This is a genomic window from Intrasporangium sp. (genome assembly GCF_035688975.1).
In the GTDB taxonomy this organism is placed as follows: Bacteria; Actinomycetota; Actinomycetes; order Actinomycetales; family Dermatophilaceae; genus CALMNV01.
The window spans coordinates 56,732-74,864 of record NZ_DASSMH010000076.1; the positions used below are offsets into that span (position 1 = coordinate 56,732).

Annotated in this window: 17 protein-coding genes; 7 read left to right on the forward strand and 10 right to left on the reverse strand. The window is 72.9% G+C overall.

What is annotated here, in order from left to right; translation table 11 throughout:
• Positions 1-4: 4 nt before the first annotated feature.
• From VFJ94_RS08005 to VFJ94_RS08020, 4 genes are all read left to right on the forward strand, one after another.
• Positions 5-1,213, forward strand: a complete 1,209-nt coding sequence (locus VFJ94_RS08005) for a phosphoglycerate kinase (protein WP_325003670.1) — start codon at positions 5-7, stop codon at positions 1,211-1,213.
• Positions 1,213-2,037, forward strand: coding sequence for a triose-phosphate isomerase (gene tpiA, locus VFJ94_RS08010; RefSeq protein WP_325003671.1), 825 nt, complete (start codon positions 1,213-1,215; stop codon positions 2,035-2,037). The genes VFJ94_RS08005 and tpiA overlap by 1 nt, the downstream gene beginning before the upstream one ends.
• Before the next feature lie 79 nt (positions 2,038-2,116).
• On the forward strand, positions 2,117-2,362 hold the full coding sequence (secG, locus tag VFJ94_RS08015; protein ID WP_325003672.1) for a preprotein translocase subunit SecG: 246 nt from the start codon (positions 2,117-2,119) through the stop codon (positions 2,360-2,362).
• Positions 2,363-2,373: 11 nt separating this feature from the next.
• Positions 2,374-2,724: an RNA polymerase-binding protein RbpA gene (locus tag VFJ94_RS08020; RefSeq protein WP_325003673.1), complete on the forward strand. Its 351-nt coding sequence runs from the start codon at positions 2,374-2,376 to the stop codon at positions 2,722-2,724.
• A 143-nt stretch (positions 2,725-2,867) separates the two neighbouring features.
• On the opposite strand, the gene pgl is transcribed toward VFJ94_RS08020, so the two are convergent.
• The 6 genes from pgl to tkt are packed head-to-tail and all read right to left on the reverse strand — an operon-like array spanning position 2,868 to position 11,507.
• A complete protein-coding gene (pgl, locus tag VFJ94_RS08025) occupies positions 2,868-3,620 on the reverse strand; it encodes a 6-phosphogluconolactonase (protein WP_325003674.1) in 753 nt (250 codons plus the stop codon).
• Complete coding sequence (locus VFJ94_RS08030; protein ID WP_325003675.1) at positions 3,620-4,987, reverse strand: glucose-6-phosphate dehydrogenase assembly protein OpcA; 1,368 nt, start codon at positions 4,985-4,987, stop codon at positions 3,620-3,622. The genes pgl and VFJ94_RS08030 overlap by 1 nt, the downstream gene beginning before the upstream one ends.
• Entirely contained in the window at positions 4,984-6,525 is a 1,542-nt protein-coding gene (zwf, locus tag VFJ94_RS08035; protein WP_325003676.1) for a glucose-6-phosphate dehydrogenase, read from the reverse strand. Before zwf ends, VFJ94_RS08030 begins: the two co-directional genes overlap by 4 nt.
• Positions 6,522-8,144: a glucose-6-phosphate isomerase gene (locus tag VFJ94_RS08040; RefSeq protein ID WP_325003677.1), complete on the reverse strand. Its 1,623-nt coding sequence runs from the start codon at positions 8,142-8,144 to the stop codon at positions 6,522-6,524. The genes zwf and VFJ94_RS08040 overlap by 4 nt, the downstream gene beginning before the upstream one ends.
• The gene (gene tal / locus VFJ94_RS08045) at positions 8,141-9,253 is read right to left on the reverse strand and encodes a transaldolase (RefSeq protein ID WP_325003678.1); all 1,113 of its coding nucleotides are present in this window, start codon (positions 9,251-9,253) and stop codon (positions 8,141-8,143) included. The genes VFJ94_RS08040 and tal overlap by 4 nt, the downstream gene beginning before the upstream one ends.
• A 1-nt stretch (position 9,254) precedes the next feature.
• The gene (gene tkt / locus VFJ94_RS08050; RefSeq protein WP_325003689.1) at positions 9,255-11,507 is read right to left on the reverse strand and encodes a transketolase; all 2,253 of its coding nucleotides are present in this window, start codon (positions 11,505-11,507) and stop codon (positions 9,255-9,257) included.
• Between the two features lie 297 nt (positions 11,508-11,804).
• On the opposite strand from tkt, the gene VFJ94_RS08055 reads away from it, so the two are divergent.
• Positions 11,805-12,767: a heme o synthase gene (locus tag VFJ94_RS08055; RefSeq protein ID WP_325003679.1), complete on the forward strand. Its 963-nt coding sequence runs from the start codon at positions 11,805-11,807 to the stop codon at positions 12,765-12,767.
• A 15-nt stretch (positions 12,768-12,782) separates the two neighbouring features.
• Here VFJ94_RS08055 and VFJ94_RS08060 read toward each other — a convergent pair whose 3' ends face one another.
• The 4 genes from VFJ94_RS08060 to VFJ94_RS08075 all read right to left on the reverse strand — a co-directional run bounded on the left by VFJ94_RS08060 (position 12,783) and on the right by VFJ94_RS08075 (position 16,404).
• On the reverse strand, positions 12,783-13,676 hold the full coding sequence (locus VFJ94_RS08060) for a COX15/CtaA family protein (RefSeq protein WP_325003680.1): 894 nt from the start codon (positions 13,674-13,676) through the stop codon (positions 12,783-12,785).
• A gap of 409 nt (positions 13,677-14,085) precedes the next feature.
• Entirely contained in the window at positions 14,086-14,568 is a 483-nt protein-coding gene (locus VFJ94_RS08065) for a DUF2231 domain-containing protein (RefSeq protein WP_325003681.1), read from the reverse strand.
• A gap of 340 nt (positions 14,569-14,908) precedes the next feature.
• Positions 14,909-15,697: an ABC transporter permease gene (locus tag VFJ94_RS08070; protein ID WP_325003682.1), complete on the reverse strand. Its 789-nt coding sequence runs from the start codon at positions 15,695-15,697 to the stop codon at positions 14,909-14,911.
• Positions 15,694-16,404 carry an ABC transporter ATP-binding protein gene (locus tag VFJ94_RS08075; protein WP_325003683.1) on the reverse strand — a complete coding sequence of 237 codons (711 nt, stop codon included), beginning with the start codon at positions 16,402-16,404 and terminating at the stop codon, positions 15,694-15,696. The genes VFJ94_RS08070 and VFJ94_RS08075 overlap by 4 nt, the downstream gene beginning before the upstream one ends.
• 102 nt (positions 16,405-16,506) lie before the next feature.
• Between VFJ94_RS08075 and VFJ94_RS08080 the strand changes: the two genes are divergently transcribed.
• A complete protein-coding gene (locus tag VFJ94_RS08080; RefSeq protein ID WP_325003684.1) occupies positions 16,507-17,232 on the forward strand; it encodes a phosphatidylserine decarboxylase in 726 nt (241 codons plus the stop codon).
• A partial coding sequence (locus VFJ94_RS08085; RefSeq protein WP_325003685.1) for a phosphatidylcholine/phosphatidylserine synthase occupies positions 17,229-18,133 on the forward strand: 905 nt, incomplete at its 3' end. The genes VFJ94_RS08080 and VFJ94_RS08085, both read left to right, overlap by 4 nt.

Here is an 18,133-nt window from a genome sequence, read left to right on the forward strand (position 1 = left end):
GCCGGTGAAGACGATCGGCGACCTCGGGGACCTCCGCGGCAAGCGCGTCCTCGTCAGGTCGGACCTCAACGTCCCGCTTGACGGCAGCACGATCACCGACGACGGACGTATCCGGGCGTCTCTCCCGACGATCCAGATGCTCACCCAGATGGGTGCCCGGGTCGTCGTGTGTGCCCACCTCGGCCGCCCCAAGGGCGCGCCGGACCCGGCATACTCGCTGGCCCCGGTGGCCCGGCGGCTCGGCGAGCTGCTCGGCGCCCCCGTCGCCTTCGCCGAGGACACCGTCGGGCCGCGGGCCCACGCCGCGGTGGACGCGCTCGGGGACGGCCGCGTCGTCGTCCTGGAGAACCTGCGCTTCAACCCCGGAGAGACCGGCAAGACAGCCGCTGATCGCGAGGAGTTCGCGCGCCAGCTCGCCTCTCTCGCAGACGTATTCGTGTCGGACGGCTTCGGCGTGGTGCACCGCGAACAGGCCTCGGTCTACGACGTGGCAAAGTTGTTGCCCCACGCGGTCGGTGGGCTCGTCGAGGCGGAGATCAGCGTGCTGCGCCGGCTCACGCAGGAACCGCAGCGGCCGTATGCCGTCGTCCTCGGCGGCGCGAAGGTGTCGGACAAGCTCGGCGTCATCGGCAACCTGCTCGGCACCGCGGACCGGCTGCTCATCGGCGGCGGGATGGTGTTCACCTTCCTCAAGGCCAAGGGCCTCGAGGTCGGCACGAGCCTGCTCGAGCAGGACCAGGTGGACGCGGTCAAGGGCTACCTCGACGAGGCGGCGGACAAGGGCGTCGAGATCGTCCTGCCCGTCGACATCGTCGTCGCGGACGCCTTCAGGGCGGACGCCGCCACGACGACTGTGCCGGTCGAGCAGATCCCGGCGGACCGGATGGGGCTCGACATCGGGCCCCGGTCGAGCGAGCTCTTCGCGGAGAAGCTCGCCGACTGCCGGACGGTCTTCTGGAACGGCCCGATGGGCGCGTTCGAGATGGAGCCGTATGCCGCCGGCACCAAGGCGCTCGCCCAGTCCCTCGCGGACGTCTCGAAGGCGGGCGGCCTCACCGTCGTCGGCGGCGGCGACTCGGCGGCGGCCGTGCGCCAGCTCGGGTTCTCCGACGACCGCTTCGGCCACATCTCCACGGGCGGCGGCGCGAGCCTCGAGTATCTCGAGGGCAAGGAGCTGCCCGGTCTCACCGTGCTCGAGGAGGACGACGCCTGATGTCAGGAAACCCGGCGCAGGACAGCGCCCCGGCCGGCCGCGTGCCGCTCATGGCCGGCAACTGGAAGATGAACCTCGACCACCTGCAGGCCACGCACCTCGTGCAGAAGCTCGACTGGACGCTGCGCGACGCCAAGCACGACTACGCGGCGGTCGAGGTGGCGGTGCTGCCGCCCTTCACCGACCTCCGGTCGGTGCAGACGCTCGTCGAGGGGGACAAGCTCGGGTTGCGCTACGGCGCGCAGGACCTGTCGCCCCATGCGTCGGGCGCCCACACGGGCGACATCTCCGGCGTGTTCCTCGCCAAGCTCGGCTGCACCTACGTCGTCGTGGGGCACAGCGAGCGGCGCGAGGGCCACGGCGAGACGGACGAGGTGGTCGCGGCGAAGGTGCGGGCGGCATACCAGCACGGCCTCGTCCCGATCCTCTGCTGCGGCGAGGACCTCGAGGTGCGCCGGGCGGGTGGCCAGGTCGAACATGTGGTGCGGCAGCTGCGCACCGCCCTCGACGGCCTGCCGGAGCAGCAGGTCGCCGTCATCGTCATCGCCTACGAGCCGATCTGGGCGATCGGGACGGGTGAGGTGGCGACGCCCGAGGACGCGCAGGAGGTGTGCTCCGCCATCCGGGCGCTCCTGACGGAGCTGCACGGCCGCGAGGTCGCCGACGGGGTGCGCGTCCTCTACGGCGGCAGCGTCAAGTCGGGCAACGTCGCGGCGATCATGGCGCAGGAGGACGTCGACGGGGCCCTCGTCGGCGGCGCGTCGATCGACCCCGCGGAGTTCGCCGCCATCTGCCGCTACCGGGAGCACGTGACCTCGGCCTGACGGCCGTGCAGGTATCCTGTCGGGGTCGTCTGCGACCCGCGACGATCGACCCCGAGGTCCAACGAGACGGAGTTGCCCTGTGGATGCGGTTCGCATCGTGCTTCAGGTCCTGCTGGTCATCGCCAGCATGATCCTGACCCTGTTCATCCTGTTGCACAAGGGCAAGGGCGGTGGCCTGTCCGACATGTTCGGGGGCGGCATGTCGACCTCCCTCGGCGGGTCGTCGGTCGCCGAGCGCAACCTCGACCGGTTCACGATCGCCGTCGCGGTCGTGTGGGCCACGTCGATCATCGGACTGGGCCTGCTGGCCCGGTTCGTCAGCTGAGAGGACAGCAGATGGCAAGCGGAAACGCCATACGGGGCAGCCGGGTCGGCGCCGGACCGATGGGTGAGGCCGAGCGTGGCGACACCGCACCGCGGGTGCACGTGTCCTACTGGTGCTCCAACGGCCACGAGACCCGCCCCAGCTTCGCCCAGGAGCCGGGCATGGTGATCCCCGAGACGTGGGACTGTCCCCGGTGCGGCTTCCCGGCCGGCCAGGACGAGGACAACCCGCCCGCGCCCCCCAAGGTGGAGCCCTACAAGACCCACCTCGCCTACGTGAAGGAGCGACGCTCCGACGCCGACGGTGAGGCGATCCTCGACGAGGCGCTCTCCGCGCTGCGCGAGCGGGGCCTCATCCAGTAGGGACTCGACGACCACGCGAGGCCGCGAACCGCCTGGTTCGCGGCCTCGTGCGGTCCTGCCGTATGCCGCCGGGTGGCTGGTCCGAGCCTTGCGCCCGTCGCTCCGCGCTCGTGGCCGTGGTCGGCCGTGGTCGGCCGCCGGCGTCACCGAGCCGCGTGAGGCGGTCGGAGCCGTCCCGCCGCGTCGGTGTCGAGCAGCCACCGGGTGGCAACGGTGCCGCGGGGCCCGGAAGCGGGCACGTCCCACGGGTCGGCCTCCGGTGACAGCGCCGCCGCCACGGCTTCGGCCTTGTCCGCGCCGGACACGAGGAACCACACCTCCGCCGTTCGCGCGAGGCGCTCGAACGTGAGCGAGACCCGGTCCGGCGGTGGCTTGGGGGAGTCGTGGACCGCCACGGCGTCCGCCCCGGTCGTGCGCTGCGCCGGATGGTGCGGGAAGAGGGAGGCGACGTGCCCGTCGGGGCCCACCCCCAGGAGCACGACGTCGAAGGCGTCCGGCCCGTGCTCGCACAGGGCCTGCTCGTAGGCTCGGGCGCTCGCCTCGGCCGACTGCGACCGGTCCGGCCCGGCGATGCGATGCACCTTGGCGGGGTCCAGGCCCCAGGCGGACAGCCCCGCCGCGTCGTTCTGGACGTCGTTGCGGTCGGGGTCCCCGGCCGGCAGGTAGCGCTCGTCGCCCCACCACGCATGCACTCGCGTGGGGTCGATGGCGAGCCGCCCGGGCACCTCGGCGATCCCCGCGACGATCGCCGAGCCCATGGAGCCACCGGTCAGGACGACGTGGGCGGCGCCCCGCGCCGCCTGCGCGTCCACGATGGCCGTGACCAGGCGGGCAGCGGACGCGTCGGCCAGGGCTTGCCTGCTCGGGTGGACGACGACGACCGGCTCGGGTGGCATCAGGGCGAGCCCTTCGCCGCGGTGGCGGCCCGCGTGCGCCTCGCCCTGGCCGGCTTCCCGCCAGTCCCCGTGTCCTCGGCCTTGCCCGGGCCCTTCGCCTTTGCCTTCCCCTGCGCCTTCCCCTGCGCCTTCCCCTGCGCCTTCCCCTCCGCCTTTCCCTCCGCCTTTCCCTCCGCCGTCGTCTGGCCCGGGTCCCCGCCCTCGGCCTTCCGGCGCTGCTGTTGCTGCTGGTCCTGCTCCTTCTCCCGAGGCGTCGGCTTGCCCGCGAGCTTGCGGGCCGTGGCGGCCCGCACCTGCTCCGTGCTCGCGCTCGAGGGCGCCGGGGGTGCGGAGGTCATGGCCGATGCGGCGCCCGCGGCCTCGTCGCGCCCGAGCCGCGCGGCCGCGTGCCTGGCGGCCTCGTGGTCCGGTGCCTTGCCGGCCCGGGCGGCCGCCGACGCCGACATGCGGACCGGGGTGAGGAGGGGCAGCCCCCGCAGCAGGGCGTCCTCGTAGGTGTCGTCAGGGTCGAGCCGGCGCAGCTCGTCGGCGAGGCACTCCGGCAGCCCGCGGCGGGCGAGGCCGATGCGACGGTCGGGCTGGCCGTTCTGCGACAGGGTCGCGGTGTGGTCACCGGGGCGGACGAGGTCGATCGGGCCGCTCTCGCGCTCGAGCCGCACCGCGGAGATGCCCGAGCCGCGCGGGGTGGAGACCCGATGGACCGGTGCGTCGAGGCGAAACGCCAGCCAGGCGGCCAGGAGGTCCGACGACGGCGAGTCGGGGGCGCCGGAGACGACCGCCGACGTGATCGGCTCGTAGGGCGGCTGGTCGAGTGCGGCGGCGAGCAGCCCCCGCCAGCGGGTCACGCGCGTCCACGCCAGGTCGGTGTCACCGGGCGCGTAGGTGGCGGCCCGCTTCTTGAGCATGGTCCGCGGGTTGCGGTGCTCGGCGGCATCCGTGACCCGCCGCTGGGCCATGGCGCCGATGGGGTCGTTCGCGACGTCGTCGGGCGCCTCGCCGGGCCACCACGCGACGATGGGTGAGTCGGGCAGCAGCAGCGGGACGACGACGCTCGGACCGTGCTTGGCCAGCGTCCCGTAGAGCCGCAGCACGACGATCTCGCTTGCTCCGGCGTCGCCGCCCAGCCGGATCTGCGCGTCGAGGCGGTTCTTGCCTCGGCGGTCGCCGGGGATGACGACGATGATCCGGCACGGGTGCTGGCGGCTGGCCTGGTTGGCCACCTCGATGGCGTCGCCGGCGTCCGTGTCGGCGACGACGACCACCAGGGTGAGGACCCGCCCGAGCGCCATGGCGCCCACCTCGTTGCGGAGCCGGACGAGGGCCTTGCTGATGTCCTTCGTCGTGGTGTTCGCCAAGTCGGTGATCATGGCATCCTCCACGTGCGTCCGTCGCGCCGGAGCATCGCGTCGGCGCTCGTGGGGCCCCACGAGCCGGCGGGGTACTGGTCCGGCCGACCGGACCGGGCCCAGTGCTCGATGAGCGGGTCGAGGATGCGCCAGGACAGCTCGACCTCCTCGTGCCGCGGGAAGAGCGGCGGGTCGCCGAGCAGGACGTCGAGGATGAGCCGCTCGTAGGCCTCGGGGGAGGCCTCGGTGAACGACATGCCGTAGCCGAAGTCCATGGTGACGTCGCGCACCTCCATCTGGGCGCCCGGCACCTTGGAGCCGAAGCGGATGGTGACCCCCTCGTCCGGCTGGACGCGGATGACGATCGCGTTCTGCCCGAGCTCCTCGGTGGCGGTGTGCTCGAAGGGCAGGTGCGGCGCCCGCTTGAAGACCACGGCGATCTCGGTCACCCGCTTGCCCAGCCGCTTGCCGGTGCGCAGGTAGAACGGCACCCCGGCCCACCGGCGGGTATCCACCTCGAGCTTGACCGCGGCGAAGGTCTCCGTGGTCGACGTCGGGTCGACCCCCTCCTCGTCGCGGTAGCCGACCACCTCCTCGGCTCCCTGCCAGCCGTCGGTGTACTGGCCCCGGGCGGAGCCCTGGTCGAGGTCCCGGGGGAGCCGGACGGCCGAGAGCACCTTCTCCTTCTCGGCCCGCAGGTGGCGGGCGCCGAAGGAGACCGGCTCCTCCATGGCGGTCAGGGCGAGCAGCTGCAGGAGGTGGTTCTGCATGACGTCGCGGGCGGCCCCGATGCCGTCGTAGTAACCCGCGCGTCCCCCGATGCCGATGTCCTCGGCCATGGTGATCTGCACGTGGTCGACGTAGTTGGCGTTCCACACCGGCTCGAAGAGCTGGTTGGCGAAGCGCAGCGCCAGCAGGTTCTGGACCGTCTCCTTGCCCAGGTAGTGGTCGATGCGGAACACCGAGTCGGGCGGGAACACGCCCCCGACGATCGCGTTGAGCTCGACGGCGCTCTTGAGGTCGTGGCCGAAGGGCTTCTCCACGATGACCCGCCGCCAGCTGCCGCCCTCGGCCTTGGTCAGCCCGCACCGCTCCAGCTGCTCGCAGACCTGCGCGAAGAAGCTGGGCGGGACCGAGAGGTAGAACGCGGCATTGCCGCCGGTGCCCCGCTCCTGGTCGAGCTCCCGCACCGTCCGCGCCAGCAGGTCGAAGGCGGCCGGGTCGTCGAAGGTGCCCGGCACGAAGCGGAAGCCCTCCGCGAGGGTGCGCCAGACGTCCTCGCTGAAGGGGGTGCGGGAGTACTGCTCGACCGCGTCGTGGACGACCTGCCCGAAGTCCTGGGCGGCCCAGTCGCGCCGCGCGAAGCCGACGAGGGAGAAACCCGGCGGCAGGAGCCCGCGGTTGGCGAGGTCGTAGATCGCCGGCATGAGCTTCTTGCGGGCGAGGTCTCCCGTGACGCCGAAGAGGACGAGCGCGCACGGGCCGGCGATCCGGGGAAGCCGCTTGTCCTTCGGGTCCCGCAGAGGGTTGACGCCGCGCGCGATGTGCGCCGGACTCATTCGGTGGCCCCGGCGGTCAGCACCTTCCGCAGCTGGGCCAGGCCGGCGTCGTGGTCGGTCAGGTGCAGCCGCAGCACCGGCCGCCCCTGCTCGGCGAGCACCTGGGCGTCGCCACCGGCCTGCGCGGCGATGAACTGGCCGAACGTGAAGTCGCGCCCCGGGACGGCGAGGTCCTCGCGGGGAGCGGTCGTGATCTGCACGTAGACGCCCTCGGCCGGTCCGCCCTTGTGGAACTGCCCGGTGGAGTGCAGGAAGCGCGGACCCCAGCCGAAGGTGACCGGCCGGCCCGTGCGTCGCGCCAGCGCGGGACGCGCGGCGGCCAGGTCGGCGTCGGCGAGCCGGTCGAGGTAGGCCATCACCGCGACGTATCCCGTGGGACCCAGCTGCGCCAGGAGGGCCTCGACGGCCTCGGCGACGCTCGAGGCGGAGCCGAGCCAGTCGCCCCCGAGCGCGCGGACCTCCACGGCGCCGTCGACGTATGCCGCCGGGGCGGCCTCACGCGCCCCGGACTCGAGCAGCCCTCGCGCGGCCTTCTTGGCCGACTCGACGTCGGGCTGGTCGAAGGGGTTGATGTGCAGCAGGCGGCCCGCGACGGCGGTCGCCGCCTCCCAGAGGAGCAGCTGCGCGCCCACGGCCCCGCCGACCCGGACGGTGTCGCCCGAGGGACGGGACTCGTCGTCGGCCCCGACCAGCCGGGTCACGAGGACGTCGGGAGCTCCGGTGACCAGCTCGGGGGCATCGTCGTCCTCGACGACGACGGGCAGGATGCCAGTGCCGTCCTTGCCGGTCGACTCCGCGATGAGCTGCTCGGCCCAGTCGGCGAACCCGACGATGCCTGAGCCGTCGTCGACGAGGACGAGCTTGTTGCGCAGTGGGTCGGTGCCCCCGAGGGCGGCTCCGAGCCGCAGGGCGGGGTTGGCCTCGTCGTCCTCGGCGAGCAGGTCCGAGACCGCTTCGGCGTCGTCGAGCAGCGCCGAGACGTCCACTCCGGCAAGGCCGCTCGGCACCAGGCCGAAGGCGGTGAGGGCGGAGTAGCGGCCGCCGACCTCGGGGTCGGCGTTGACGACGCGGTAGCCGGCACCGCGGGCCTCCCCGTCGAGGGGGCTGCCCGGGTCGGTGACCACGACGATCCGCTCGGCCGGGTCGATCCCGGCGTCGCGGAACGCCTGCTCGTAGGCCCGGCGCTGCGAGTCGGTCTCCACCGTCGAGCCGGACTTGCTCGAGACGACGACGACGGTCCGCTCGAGGTGCTCGGACAGGGCCCGGCGCACGACGTCCGGGTCGGACGAGTCGAGGACGACGAGATCCTTGCCCGCCGTGGCGCAGATGACCTCCGGCGCGAGCGAGGACCCGCCCATCCCGCACAGGACGACGTGGTCGACGCCCCGGTGCGCGAACTCGTCGCGGAGCGCCTCGATCTCGCCGACGAGGGGCCGCGACGAGCGGGCGAGCCCCACCCATGACAGGCGGATGCTCGCCTCGGGCTCCGCCTCCGGTCCCCACAAGGTGGCGTCCTTGCTGAACAGCCGGCTGGCGACGGCGTCCTGGACGAGTGTCGGCACATGCCGGGTCACCGCGTCGGCCGCCGCCCCTGAGGCCGTGACGGACAGCGAGCTCATCGGCGCACCTTGGCGATCTCCTCGCCGACCCCGTCGAGGAGCTCCTCCCACGACTTCTCGAACTTGGCGACGCCCTCCTTCTCGAGGAGCTCGACGACGTCGTTGTACGAGATGCCTTGTGCGGCAAGGTCGTCGAGCACCTTGGCGGACTCCTCGTAGGCTCCGGTGACGGTGTCGCCGGTGATCCGGCCGTGGTCCGCCGTGGCCTCGAGGGTCTTCTCCGGCATCGTGTTGACGACGCCACGTGCGACGAGCTCGGTGACGTACATCGTGTCGGGGTATGCCGGGTCCTTGACCCCGGTCGACGCCCAGAGCGGCCGCTGCGGGCGGGCACCCTCGTCGGCCAAGGAGGTCCACCGCGGTGTCGAGAAGACCTCCTCGTAGGCCTGGTAGGCGAGGCGGGCGTTGGCGAGTCCCGCCTTGCCCCGCAGCGCCTTCGCCTCGTCGGTGCCCATGGCGTCCAACCGCTTGTCCACCTCGGTGTCCACGCGGGAGACGAAGAACGAGGCGACCGAGTCCACCTTGCCAAGGTCCCGGCCCGCGGCATGGGCACGCTCGAGTCCCTCGAGGTAGGCGTTCATGACGGCCCGGTAGCGGTCGAGCGAGAAGATCAGGGTGACGTTGACACTGATGCCCTCGGCGATGGCGGCCGTGATGGCCGGCAGGCCCTCGACGGTCGCGGGGATCTTGATGAACACGTTGGGCCGGTCGACGGCGGCATACAGCGCCTTTGCCTGCTCCAGCGTCGCCTCAGTGTCGTGGGCCAGGCGGGGGTCGACCTCGATCGAGACCCGCCCGTCGACGCCGCCGGTCTCCTCGAAGACCGGCGCGAAGAGGTCGCAGGCGTCGCGCACGTCCTGCGTGGTGAGGTCGTGCACGATGTCCTCGACGCTCTTGCCCGCCGCGGCGAGCTCGGCGAGGTCGGCGTTGTAGCGGTCGCCCTTGGACAGGGCGGCCTGGAAGATCGACGGGTTGGACGTCAGGCCCACGACGTGCTTGTCGCGGACGAGGTCGGCGACCTTGCCGGTCTCGAGCAGCTCGCGGGACAGGTCGTCGAGCCAGATCGAGACGCCCGCGTCGGACAGGGCCTGCAGGTTGGGGTTGGTCATGTCACTTTCCCTTGCTCGTGGCGGTCTTCTTGGCCGGTGGGGTGCTCGAGCTCGACACATCGGTGTCGCCGCCGGACTCCCGCTTGCGCGGGTTGGTGTCGGTGATCCCGGGCGCCTGGACCGCGCGTGCGGCGGCCTTGAGCGAGTCGCGGGCCGCCTTGACGACGGCCTCCGTGGTGATGCCGAGCTCGCGGTAGATCGTCTGGTAGTCGGCCGAGGCGCCGAAGTGCTCGAGGCTGACCGTGCGCCCGGCGTCGCCGACGACGTCGTGCCAGCCCATCGACACGGCGGCCTCCACGCTGACCCTGGCCCGCACCGCCGGTGGCAGGACCTTCTGCTGGTAGCCGCGGGGCTGCTTCTCGAACCATTCGCGGCAGGGCATCGACACGACGCGGGCGGCGGTGCCGGACCGCTCGAGACGTGCGGCCGCCTCGACGGCCAGCTGGACCTCGGAGCCGGTGGCGACGAGGATCACGTCGGGGCTCCCCGGGCGGGACTCCTCGACGAGGACGTAGGCGCCCTTCGCGACGCCCGAGGCCTTGCCATGCGTCTTGCGGTCGAAGGTGGGCACCGCCTGGCGGGTCAGGCACAGGGCGGCGGGTCCCTCGGGGCGGGAGAGGATCCGGGCCCACGCGGCGGCCGTCTCGTTGGCGTCCGCCGGACGGACGACCGCGAGGCCCGGGATGGCCCGCAGCGCCGCCAGGTGCTCCACCGGCTGGTGCGTCGGGCCGTCCTCGCCGAGCCCGATGGAGTCGTGGGTCCACACGTAGGTGACGGGCAGCTGCTGCAGGGCCGCGAGCCGCACGGCGGGGCGCATGTAGTCGGAGAAGACGAGGAAGGTGCCGCCGTAGGGACGGGTGAGGCCCTCGAGCGCGATGCCGTTGAGGATCATCCCCATGCCGTGCTCGCGGACCCCGAAGTGCAGCGTGCGGCCGTAGGGGTTGCCCTTCCACGCCGCGGTCTGCTTGGACACCGGGATGAAGGAGGGCTCGCCCTCCATCGTCGTGTTGTTGGACTCGGCGAGGTCCGCGGAGCCTCCCCACAGCTCGGGCATGACGTCGGCGAGCGCGCTGAGCACCTTGCCGGACGCGGCCCGGGTGGCGACGCCCTTGGCGTCGGCCGGGAACGTCGGCAGCGCCTTGGCGAGACCCTCCGGGGCCTGGCCGGCCATGACCCGGTCGAGGAGGGCCGCACGCTCGGGGTTGCCCTTGCGCCACGCCTTGAAGGACTTGTCCCACTCGCGGTGGGCAGCCTTGCCGCGTGCCACGACGCCTCGCGCGTGCTTGAGGACCTGCGGCTCGACGACGAACGACGTGTCCTTGGGGAAGCCGAGCAGCTCCTTCGTCGCGGCGACCTCCTCGGCGCCCAGGGCGGACCCGTGCGCCTTGCCCGTGTTCTGCTTCGTCGGTGCCGGCCACGCGATGATGGTGCGCAGCACGACGAGGGTCGGCTTGTCGGTGACGTCCTCGCCCGAGCGGATGGCCGAGAGCAGCGCGTCGACGTCCTCGACGTAGGCGGACCCGTCCCCGGTGCCGCGCCAGTCGACCGTCTCGACGTGCCAGCCGTATGCCGTGAAGCGCGCCGCGACGTCCTCGGAGAAGGCGATGTCGGTGTCGTCCTCGATGGAGATCTGGTTGGCGTCGTAGACGACGGTGAGGTTGCCGAGCTCCTGGTGGCCCGCGAGGGAGCACGCCTCGTGTGACACGCCCTCCTCGAGGTCGCCGTCGGAGGCGATGACGTAGATGTGGTGGTCGAAGGGGCTGGTCCCCGGCCGGGCGTCGGGGTCGAGCAGGCCGCGCTGGCGGCGCTGCGCCATGGCCATGCCGACAGCCGTGGCGAGGCCGGAGCCGAGCGGCCCCGTCGTGACCTCGACTCCCGTCGTGTGGTGCACCTCCGGATGGCCCGGCGTCCTCGAGCCCCACGTCCGCAGGGCCTTGAGGTCGTCGAGCTCGAGGCCGTAGCCCGACAGGTAGAGCTGGATGTACTGCGTCAGGCTCGAGTGCCCGCACGAGAGCACGAACCGGTCGCGGCCGAGCCAGGCAGGGTCGGACGGATCGTGGCGCATGACGTTCTGGTAGAGCAGGTAGGCCAGGGGAGCCAGCGACATCGCGGTGCCGGGGTGGCCGTTGCCCACCTTCTGGACCGCGTCCGCCGCCAGGAGGCGCACCGTGTCGACGGCTCGGACGTCGAGGTCCGACCAGCCGGCTGTCGTGGCGACGGGAAGGGCGAGACCGGGATCTCGCCGTGCGAGCACGTCCCTGCCGGCGTTGCGGGTGGGCTTCTTCGCCGGAGCGTCAGTGCTGGTCACGGAACGGGTTCTCCTTCGGGAGCATGGCGATACGCGGTCGCCTTCGAGCCTAGCCCTTGGCCTCCGAGGCGACACCTCGGCTCTCGCACGCAATCGGCCCCCGGGGGACGGGCCGGGGCCGAGCCGGCCCGTGCGGGGCAGCGGGACCGCGCGACGGCCAGGCGCTGTGGGCCGGCTGCAACGGGATAGACTCCCACGCAAGCTGCGCCCCGCGCGGACGAACCAACCCCTCAGAGGACTTTCGTGACCACGGTGGACCCCCGCGCCGATCTCTCGGCACTTCGTGGGCCGGACGGGTGGGGCGTCCGGTTCCTCGTGGGCCAGTACGTCTCGCTCATGAAGCCGCGGATCATCGAGCTGCTGCTCATCACCACGATCCCGGTGATGTTCCTCGCCGATCGCGGCGTCCCCGACCTCCTCCTCGTCCTCAACACCCTCGTCGGCGGGACGCTGTCGGCCGGGGCCGCCAACACGCTCAACTGCTTTCTCGACCGCGACATCGACGCGGTCATGCACCGCACGAGCCGCCGTCCGCTCGTCACGGGAACGATCTCGGCCCGCTCGGCCCTCCTCTTCGGGGTCAGCCTCGCCGTCGTGTCGACGCTCTGGCTGGGCCTGCTGGTCAACTGGCTGAGCGCGGCGCTCGCGGCGTCGGCCCTGCTCTTCTACGTCCTCGGCTACACGTTGCTGCTCAAGCGGCGCACGGCCCAGAACATCGTCTGGGGAGGCGCGGCCGGCTGCATGCCCGTGCTCATCGGCTGGTCCGCGGTGACGGGCTCGGTCAGCTGGACGGCATTCCTGCTCTTTCTCGTCATCTTCTTCTGGACCCCACCGCACTACTGGCCCCTGTCGATGCGCTACAAGGACGACTACGCGACTGCGGAGGTGCCGATGCTGCCTGTCGTCGAGCGCTTCGTCGTCGTCGCCCGGCAGATCGTGGCGTACTCGTGGGCCATGGTGCTCACGTCGCTCGCCGTCATCCCGGTGCAGCGGGTCGGCTGGGTCTACACCGTGGCGGCCGTCGCATCCGGCGGCCTCTTCCTGCTCGAGGCGCACCGGCTGCGTGCCAAGGCGGCGTCCGGGACGCCGGAGCCGGCGCTGCGCCCGATGCGGCTCTTCCACTACTCGATCACGTACCTCACCATCCTCTTCGTCGGCGTGGCCATCGACCCGCTGTGGCACGTGCCGCTGCCGGGCCTGGGCTGACCGGATCGCCCGCCCTCAGAGCGGGTGGCGGCGGGTGGCCAGCACCCCGGCGGTCAGCGTCACGACGAGCAGGCAGGCTCCGAGCATGTGGAGCAGGACGAGCAGCTCGGGCAGCTTCGTGAAGTACTGCACGTAGCCGACCACCGCCTGCGCGGCCGTGACGACGAGCACCGCCGCCCACGCCCTCGAGGCGCGCGACCCGCCGGACAGCCGCACGGCGGCCAGCGTCGCCACGACGAGGCCGGTGAAGAGCATGACGAGGTCGGCGTGCATCCACGAGACGAACCTCGGGTCGAAACCGGTCCGGGCCGGCGTGTCCGCGTCGCCGGAGTGCGGACCCGACCCGGTGACGATGGTGCCGAGGACCAGCACGCCGACCCCGACGGCATACGTCGACCACGCGAGCCCGCTCGCGAGGGGGTGCACGAGGAGCCGATCAGGCCCGCCGCTGCGGTCCTCGGACCCGCGCACGAGCGCCGTGGCGAGCGCGACGAGGACCATGGACATGAGGAAGTGGAAGGCCACGCTGAACGGGTTGAGGCCTGTGCGCACGGTGATGCCGCCGACGACCGCCTGCGCCACGACGCCGCCGAGGATCCCGAAGGCCACGGCCTTCAGGCGCGGGCGCCCGGGGAACCGGGTGAGCACGACCCAGATGGCCGCGATCGCGAGGATGCCGACGAGCCCGGTGAGGGTCCGGTTGCCGAACTCGATGAACTTGTGCAGCCCCTCCGCCTGCTCCCGCACGGGCGTGAACGACCCCGGCACGCACTCGGGCCAGGTCGGGCAGCCGAGGCCGCTGCCGGTGAGGCGCACGACGCCGCCCGTGACGACGATGAGGACCTCACCGAGGAGGTTGGCGAGCAGGATCGGGCGGACCCAGGGCTCCCTGGCGGCGGGCAGATGCACGGAGCGAGCGTATGCCGCCGGGTTGCGCGCGCCGAAACCCGGGCGTCCCGTCGGCTCTTGGCCGAGCGCCGATCAACTGGCGGATCAGCTGGCGGTTGGTGCTGTCCTGACGACCTCTCCTGCCAGTTGATCTGCCGGTTGATCTGCCAGGTGATCCTTGCTGTCGGCTGTGAGCCGGTGCGGCGGGATCAGCTGGCGGATCAGCTGGCGGTTGGTGCTGTCCTGGCGACGTCTCCTGCCAGTTGATCTGCCGGTTGATCTGCCAGGTGATCCTTGCTGTCGGCTGCGAGCCGGTGCGGCGGGATCAGCTGGCGGATCTGCTGGCGGTTCGTGCTGTCCTGGCGACCTCTCCTGCCAGTTGATCTGCCGGTTGATCAGGGGCGCGCCTCGGTCGATCTCGCGGCCTGCGTCAGCCGATACCACTCCACACCGCCGCCGACCCCGAGTGCCCCGTGACGAAGACCTGGTAGATCGTGGCGGCGGCCACGACGAGGACGAGGACGCCGGTGGCGAGGTCGAGCGGGCGGGGCAGGTCCCGGCGCGGCGCCTGCCGGTGCACGACGAAGACGCTCGTGAGCACGACGACGGCGAGGGCGACACAGAGGACCTTGGCGACGTTTCCGGCGTCGACGTGGGCGCGCAGCAGGTCGAAGCTCGCCGCCGGTCCCGCGTCCCGCGTCAGGCGTCGCTGCAACGCCTCGCCACTCTCGGCCGCCACGACGGCGCTGGCCCCGGCGACGACCGCGAGCACGGCCGTCGGCCAGGTGAGGATCCCCCGCCATCGGGGGCGCAGCACGTAGGCCGCGGCAGCCAGAGCGGCGAGCGGGGCGAACACGACGACCGCGTGCACCACGAGGATGTGCACGGGAAGCCCGGAGATGGTGTCGAACATGCACTGCTCCTGACGTTCGTCGCGGGCCGCCGCCGCGGCCTGGTTGGAGGCGTGGCCCTCGAGGTGTCGACCACTGGGCCGTCCCAGTGTGTCCGAGTGGGCTGTGCGGTGGCTGTCAGCGGCTGTGCGCGGGAGGCTCCGCCAGCGTCACCTCCTGCGGCAGCGCTTGGCCCATGGGCCCGACGCCGGAGAGGACGGTCACATCGCGGGTCGGGTCGCGGCTGGTGTCGCGATGGCAGCACCAGCGGCGACCTCACGCGCGACCTGACGCGCCAAGCGCCCAACCCGTCGTCGTCGGCCCGGGGGGCTCGGCGGTCAGGCGATGCGGCCGCACCGGAGGTCAGTCGGACCAGCGGAACCAGCGGGCTGCAGCCGCGGAGCACGCCACGCCCCACGCGACGACGACGACCAGCGCGCCGACGTCGAGCCGTCCGGCGACGAGGGCGGACCGCAGGCCGTCGGCCAGCCCGGCTGAGGGCAGCGCCCCCGCGGCGGACCCCGCCGTGACGGGCAGCTCGGAGCGGGGCACGACGACCCCACCGGCGACGAGGAGCAGCACCCACACGAGGTTGGCCAGAGCGAGCACCGCCTCGGCGCGGAGGGTGCCGGCGAGGAGCAGCGCAAGGGCGACGAACGCCCAGGCGCCGACGACGAGGAAGAGGACGGCATACGGTATGCCGCGAGCCTGCGGTCGCCAGCCGAGCACCAGGCCGAGGCCCCCGAGGACGACCACCTGCAGCAGCTGGATGGCCACGGTGGCGACCGCCTTGGCGGCGAGCAGCCCCGCGCGACCGAGGGGAGTGACGCCGAGGTACTTGAGGACCGAGTAACGCCGGTCGAACCCCGTCGCGATGGCCTGGGACGTGAACGCCGAGGAGATCGTGCAGAGCGCGAGCACCCCCGGCACCGCCACGTCGATGCGCCGGCCCGGCCCGAGCGACGGGGTGCGCCCCAGGTGCAGCGCGACGAGGACCATGGCCGGCAGCACCAGGGAGACGAGCAGCTGCTCGCCGTTGCGCAGCAGGCCGGACACCTCGAACCCCGCCTGGCTGAGGACCCGGGTGCGTCGCGGGGCGGCCGCCGGCCGGGCGGCGGCGACGGGCGCGCGGGCGGGAGTGTCGGCGGTCATGCCCGCCCCTTCCGGGTCAGCTCGAAGTAGACGTCCTCGAGCCGCCGGCCCCCGGTCACGTCGGCGAGCGAGCCCTCCGCCACGGTTCGCCCGCCGCTGACGATGACGAGGTGGTCGGCGAGCCGCTCCGCCTCCTCGAAGGAGTGGGTGGTGACGATCACCGACGTGCCGCCGTCGCGCAGCTCGCGGACGAGGTCCCACACGTCGAGGCGTCCGTGCGGGTCGAGGCCCGCGGTCGGCTCGTCGAGGAAGAGCAGCTCCGGCCGGCCGAGGAGCGCGGCTGCGAGCGACAGGCGCTGCTTCTGGCCCCCCGAGAGGCGCCGCACCGTGGTCCGGGCGAAGTCGGGCACGCCGAGCCGGGTCGCCGTGGCCGTCACGTCGGCCGGGGTGGCGTAGAGGCGGGCGAGGTGGCGCAGCAGGGACAGTGGCTTCGCGCCGTTGGGCAGGCCGCCGGCCTGGAGCATGACCCCGACGCGCGCCCGGTGGTCCGGGCCCGCGGACGCGGGGTCTGCGCCGAGGACCCGGACCGTCCCCGACTCGGGCCGCTGCAGGCCCACGGCGCACTCGATGGCCGTCGTCTTGCCCGCGCCGTTGGGCCCGAGGACCGCGGTGACCCGGCCGACCGGGGCGCTCCACGTGAGGCCGTCGAGGGCGTGGACGGCACCGAAGCTGCGGCGGACGTCGCGGAGTCGGACGGCGGTGGTCATGGCCGCCCAGTCTAGGCTCGGGGGAGGACACCCCCCGTCCGGGGACAGCCTGCCGAGGGCCACACGGCTCTCGTCACCACCCGAGCCGGAAGAGCCACCGTCGTGAAGATCGACCCCGCCGCGCAGCCGTTCACCGCGCTCACCGCCGTCCCGACGATCGTGGCGGCCCTCGCCCGGCGTCCTCGGACCACGGCGGCGCTGGGCCTGCTCACCGCGGGCGTCACCCTCTTCTTCCGCGACCCGGACCGGTCCCCGGACCGGGCTCCGGTGCTCGACCCCGACGTCGTGCTGGCGCCGGCGGACGGCATGATCGTGCACGCCGGCCCCGCCCAGCCGGGCGTCGGTCCGCAGGGCGACTGGCAGCAGGTGAGCATCTTCCTGTCCCTGCTCGACGTCCACATCAACCGCGCCCCGTACGGCGGCCGGGTCCTCGACGTCACCCATGAGCCCGGCAGCTACCTGGCCGCCTACCGCGCCGCGAGCGCGACGAAGAACGAGCGCACGCAGATCACCGTCCAGCGCAGGGTCGACGGCGAGGAGCGTACCGTCGTCTTCCGCCAGCTCGTCGGGCAGCTCGCCCGGCGCATCGTCACCCGCGTCGCACCCGGGGACGAGGTGGGCACCGGCCAACGGATCGGCCTGATGAAGTTCGGCTCCCGGATGGACGTCTTCCTGCCGCCCGACGTCGTGCTCGAGGTGGACAGGGGGCGCCGCGCGGTGGCGGGCGAGACCGTCCTCGGCCGGTTCCCGAGCCGGGTGCCGGCGATGGCGACCGCGTCGATCCCCCCGGGTGTCCTGCGCGCCACCCGGACCGGGGAGGAGCCGTGAGCCCGGGCGGCCGGCCCTCCGCGGGCCGGCGCCGGCGGGGTGCGGACGCCCGCGAGGCCCGCACCGGGCGCGGCTGGCGGCTGGTCTCGGCGACCGGTGCCCGGGTCGTCTCCCTCCGGCGCCTCGACCCCCGCACCCGGGCTCGCGTCATGCTGCCGAGCCTGTTCACCCTGGGCAACATGCTCTGCGGCTTCAGCTCGGTGCTCCTGTCCTTCCAGGGCCGCTTCCGCCCCGCCGCCGTCCTCGTCGCGGTCGCCATCGTCCTCGACATCTCCGACGGCGCCGTGGCCCGCGCCGTGGGCGCCATCACCCCCTTCGGCCTGCAGTTCGACTCGCTCGCCGACCTCATCAGCTTCGGCATCGCCCCCGCGGTGCTCGTCTACACGTGGGCGCTGCCGGCCTACCCGAGGCTCGCCTGGCTGGGCGCGATGTTCTGGCTCGCCTGCGCGGCATACCGGCTCGCCCGGTTCAACGTCACGATCGACCCGCTCGCCGACAAGCGCTACTTCGTCGGGCTCGCGAGCCCGGCTGCGGCCGGGGTGGTCATCGCCACGGTCTTCGCCATCGAGGGGCCGCTCTACGGGTGGGCGCCGCTGCTGCCGCTCGTCGCCGGCGTGCTCCCGGCCGCGCTCATGGCCACGACGTTCCGCTTTCCGTCCTTCCGCTCGCTGATGTCGACCAAGCGGCTGCGGGTCACGGCCCCCCTCCTCGTCCTCGTCGTCGTCGGGCTCGTCCTCGACCCGGGCGCGACGGGCCTCGTCATCGCCTACGGCTACCTCCTCACCTCGCCCCTGGGCTGGATCACGGCCCCGGTGCGCCGGCGCCTCTTCGGCCCCGACTCCGTCGCGCCCCCGCGCCGCAAGAGCCCGTCCGTCCTGATGCCCGCCGCCGAGGACGACGA

What these genes read in the sequence shown, in the direction of transcription:
- tpiA (WP_325003671.1), top strand. Translation starts at nt 1,213, where the DNA reads ATGTCAGGAAACCCGGCGCAGGACAGCGCCCCGGCCGGCCGCGTGCCG.
- VFJ94_RS08020 (WP_325003673.1), top strand. Translation starts at nt 2,374, where the DNA reads ATGGCAAGCGGAAACGCCATACGGGGCAGCCGGGTCGGCGCCGGACCG.
- pgl (WP_325003674.1), bottom strand. Translation starts at nt 3,620, where the DNA reads ATGCCACCCGAGCCGGTCGTCGTCGTCCACCCGAGCAGGCAAGCCCTG.
- VFJ94_RS08030 (WP_325003675.1), bottom strand. Translation starts at nt 4,987, where the DNA reads ATGATCACCGACTTGGCGAACACCACGACGAAGGACATCAGCAAGGCC.
- zwf (WP_325003676.1), bottom strand. Translation starts at nt 6,525, where the DNA reads ATGAGTCCGGCGCACATCGCGCGCGGCGTCAACCCTCTGCGGGACCCG.
- VFJ94_RS08040 (WP_325003677.1), bottom strand. Translation starts at nt 8,144, where the DNA reads ATGAGCTCGCTGTCCGTCACGGCCTCAGGGGCGGCGGCCGACGCGGTG.
- tal (WP_325003678.1), bottom strand. Translation starts at nt 9,253, where the DNA reads ATGACCAACCCCAACCTGCAGGCCCTGTCCGACGCGGGCGTCTCGATC.
- VFJ94_RS08065 (WP_325003681.1), bottom strand. Translation starts at nt 14,568, where the DNA reads ATGTTCGACACCATCTCCGGGCTTCCCGTGCACATCCTCGTGGTGCAC.
- VFJ94_RS08070 (WP_325003682.1), bottom strand. Translation starts at nt 15,697, where the DNA reads ATGACCGCCGACACTCCCGCCCGCGCGCCCGTCGCCGCCGCCCGGCCG.
- VFJ94_RS08075 (WP_325003683.1), bottom strand. Translation starts at nt 16,404, where the DNA reads ATGACCACCGCCGTCCGACTCCGCGACGTCCGCCGCAGCTTCGGTGCC.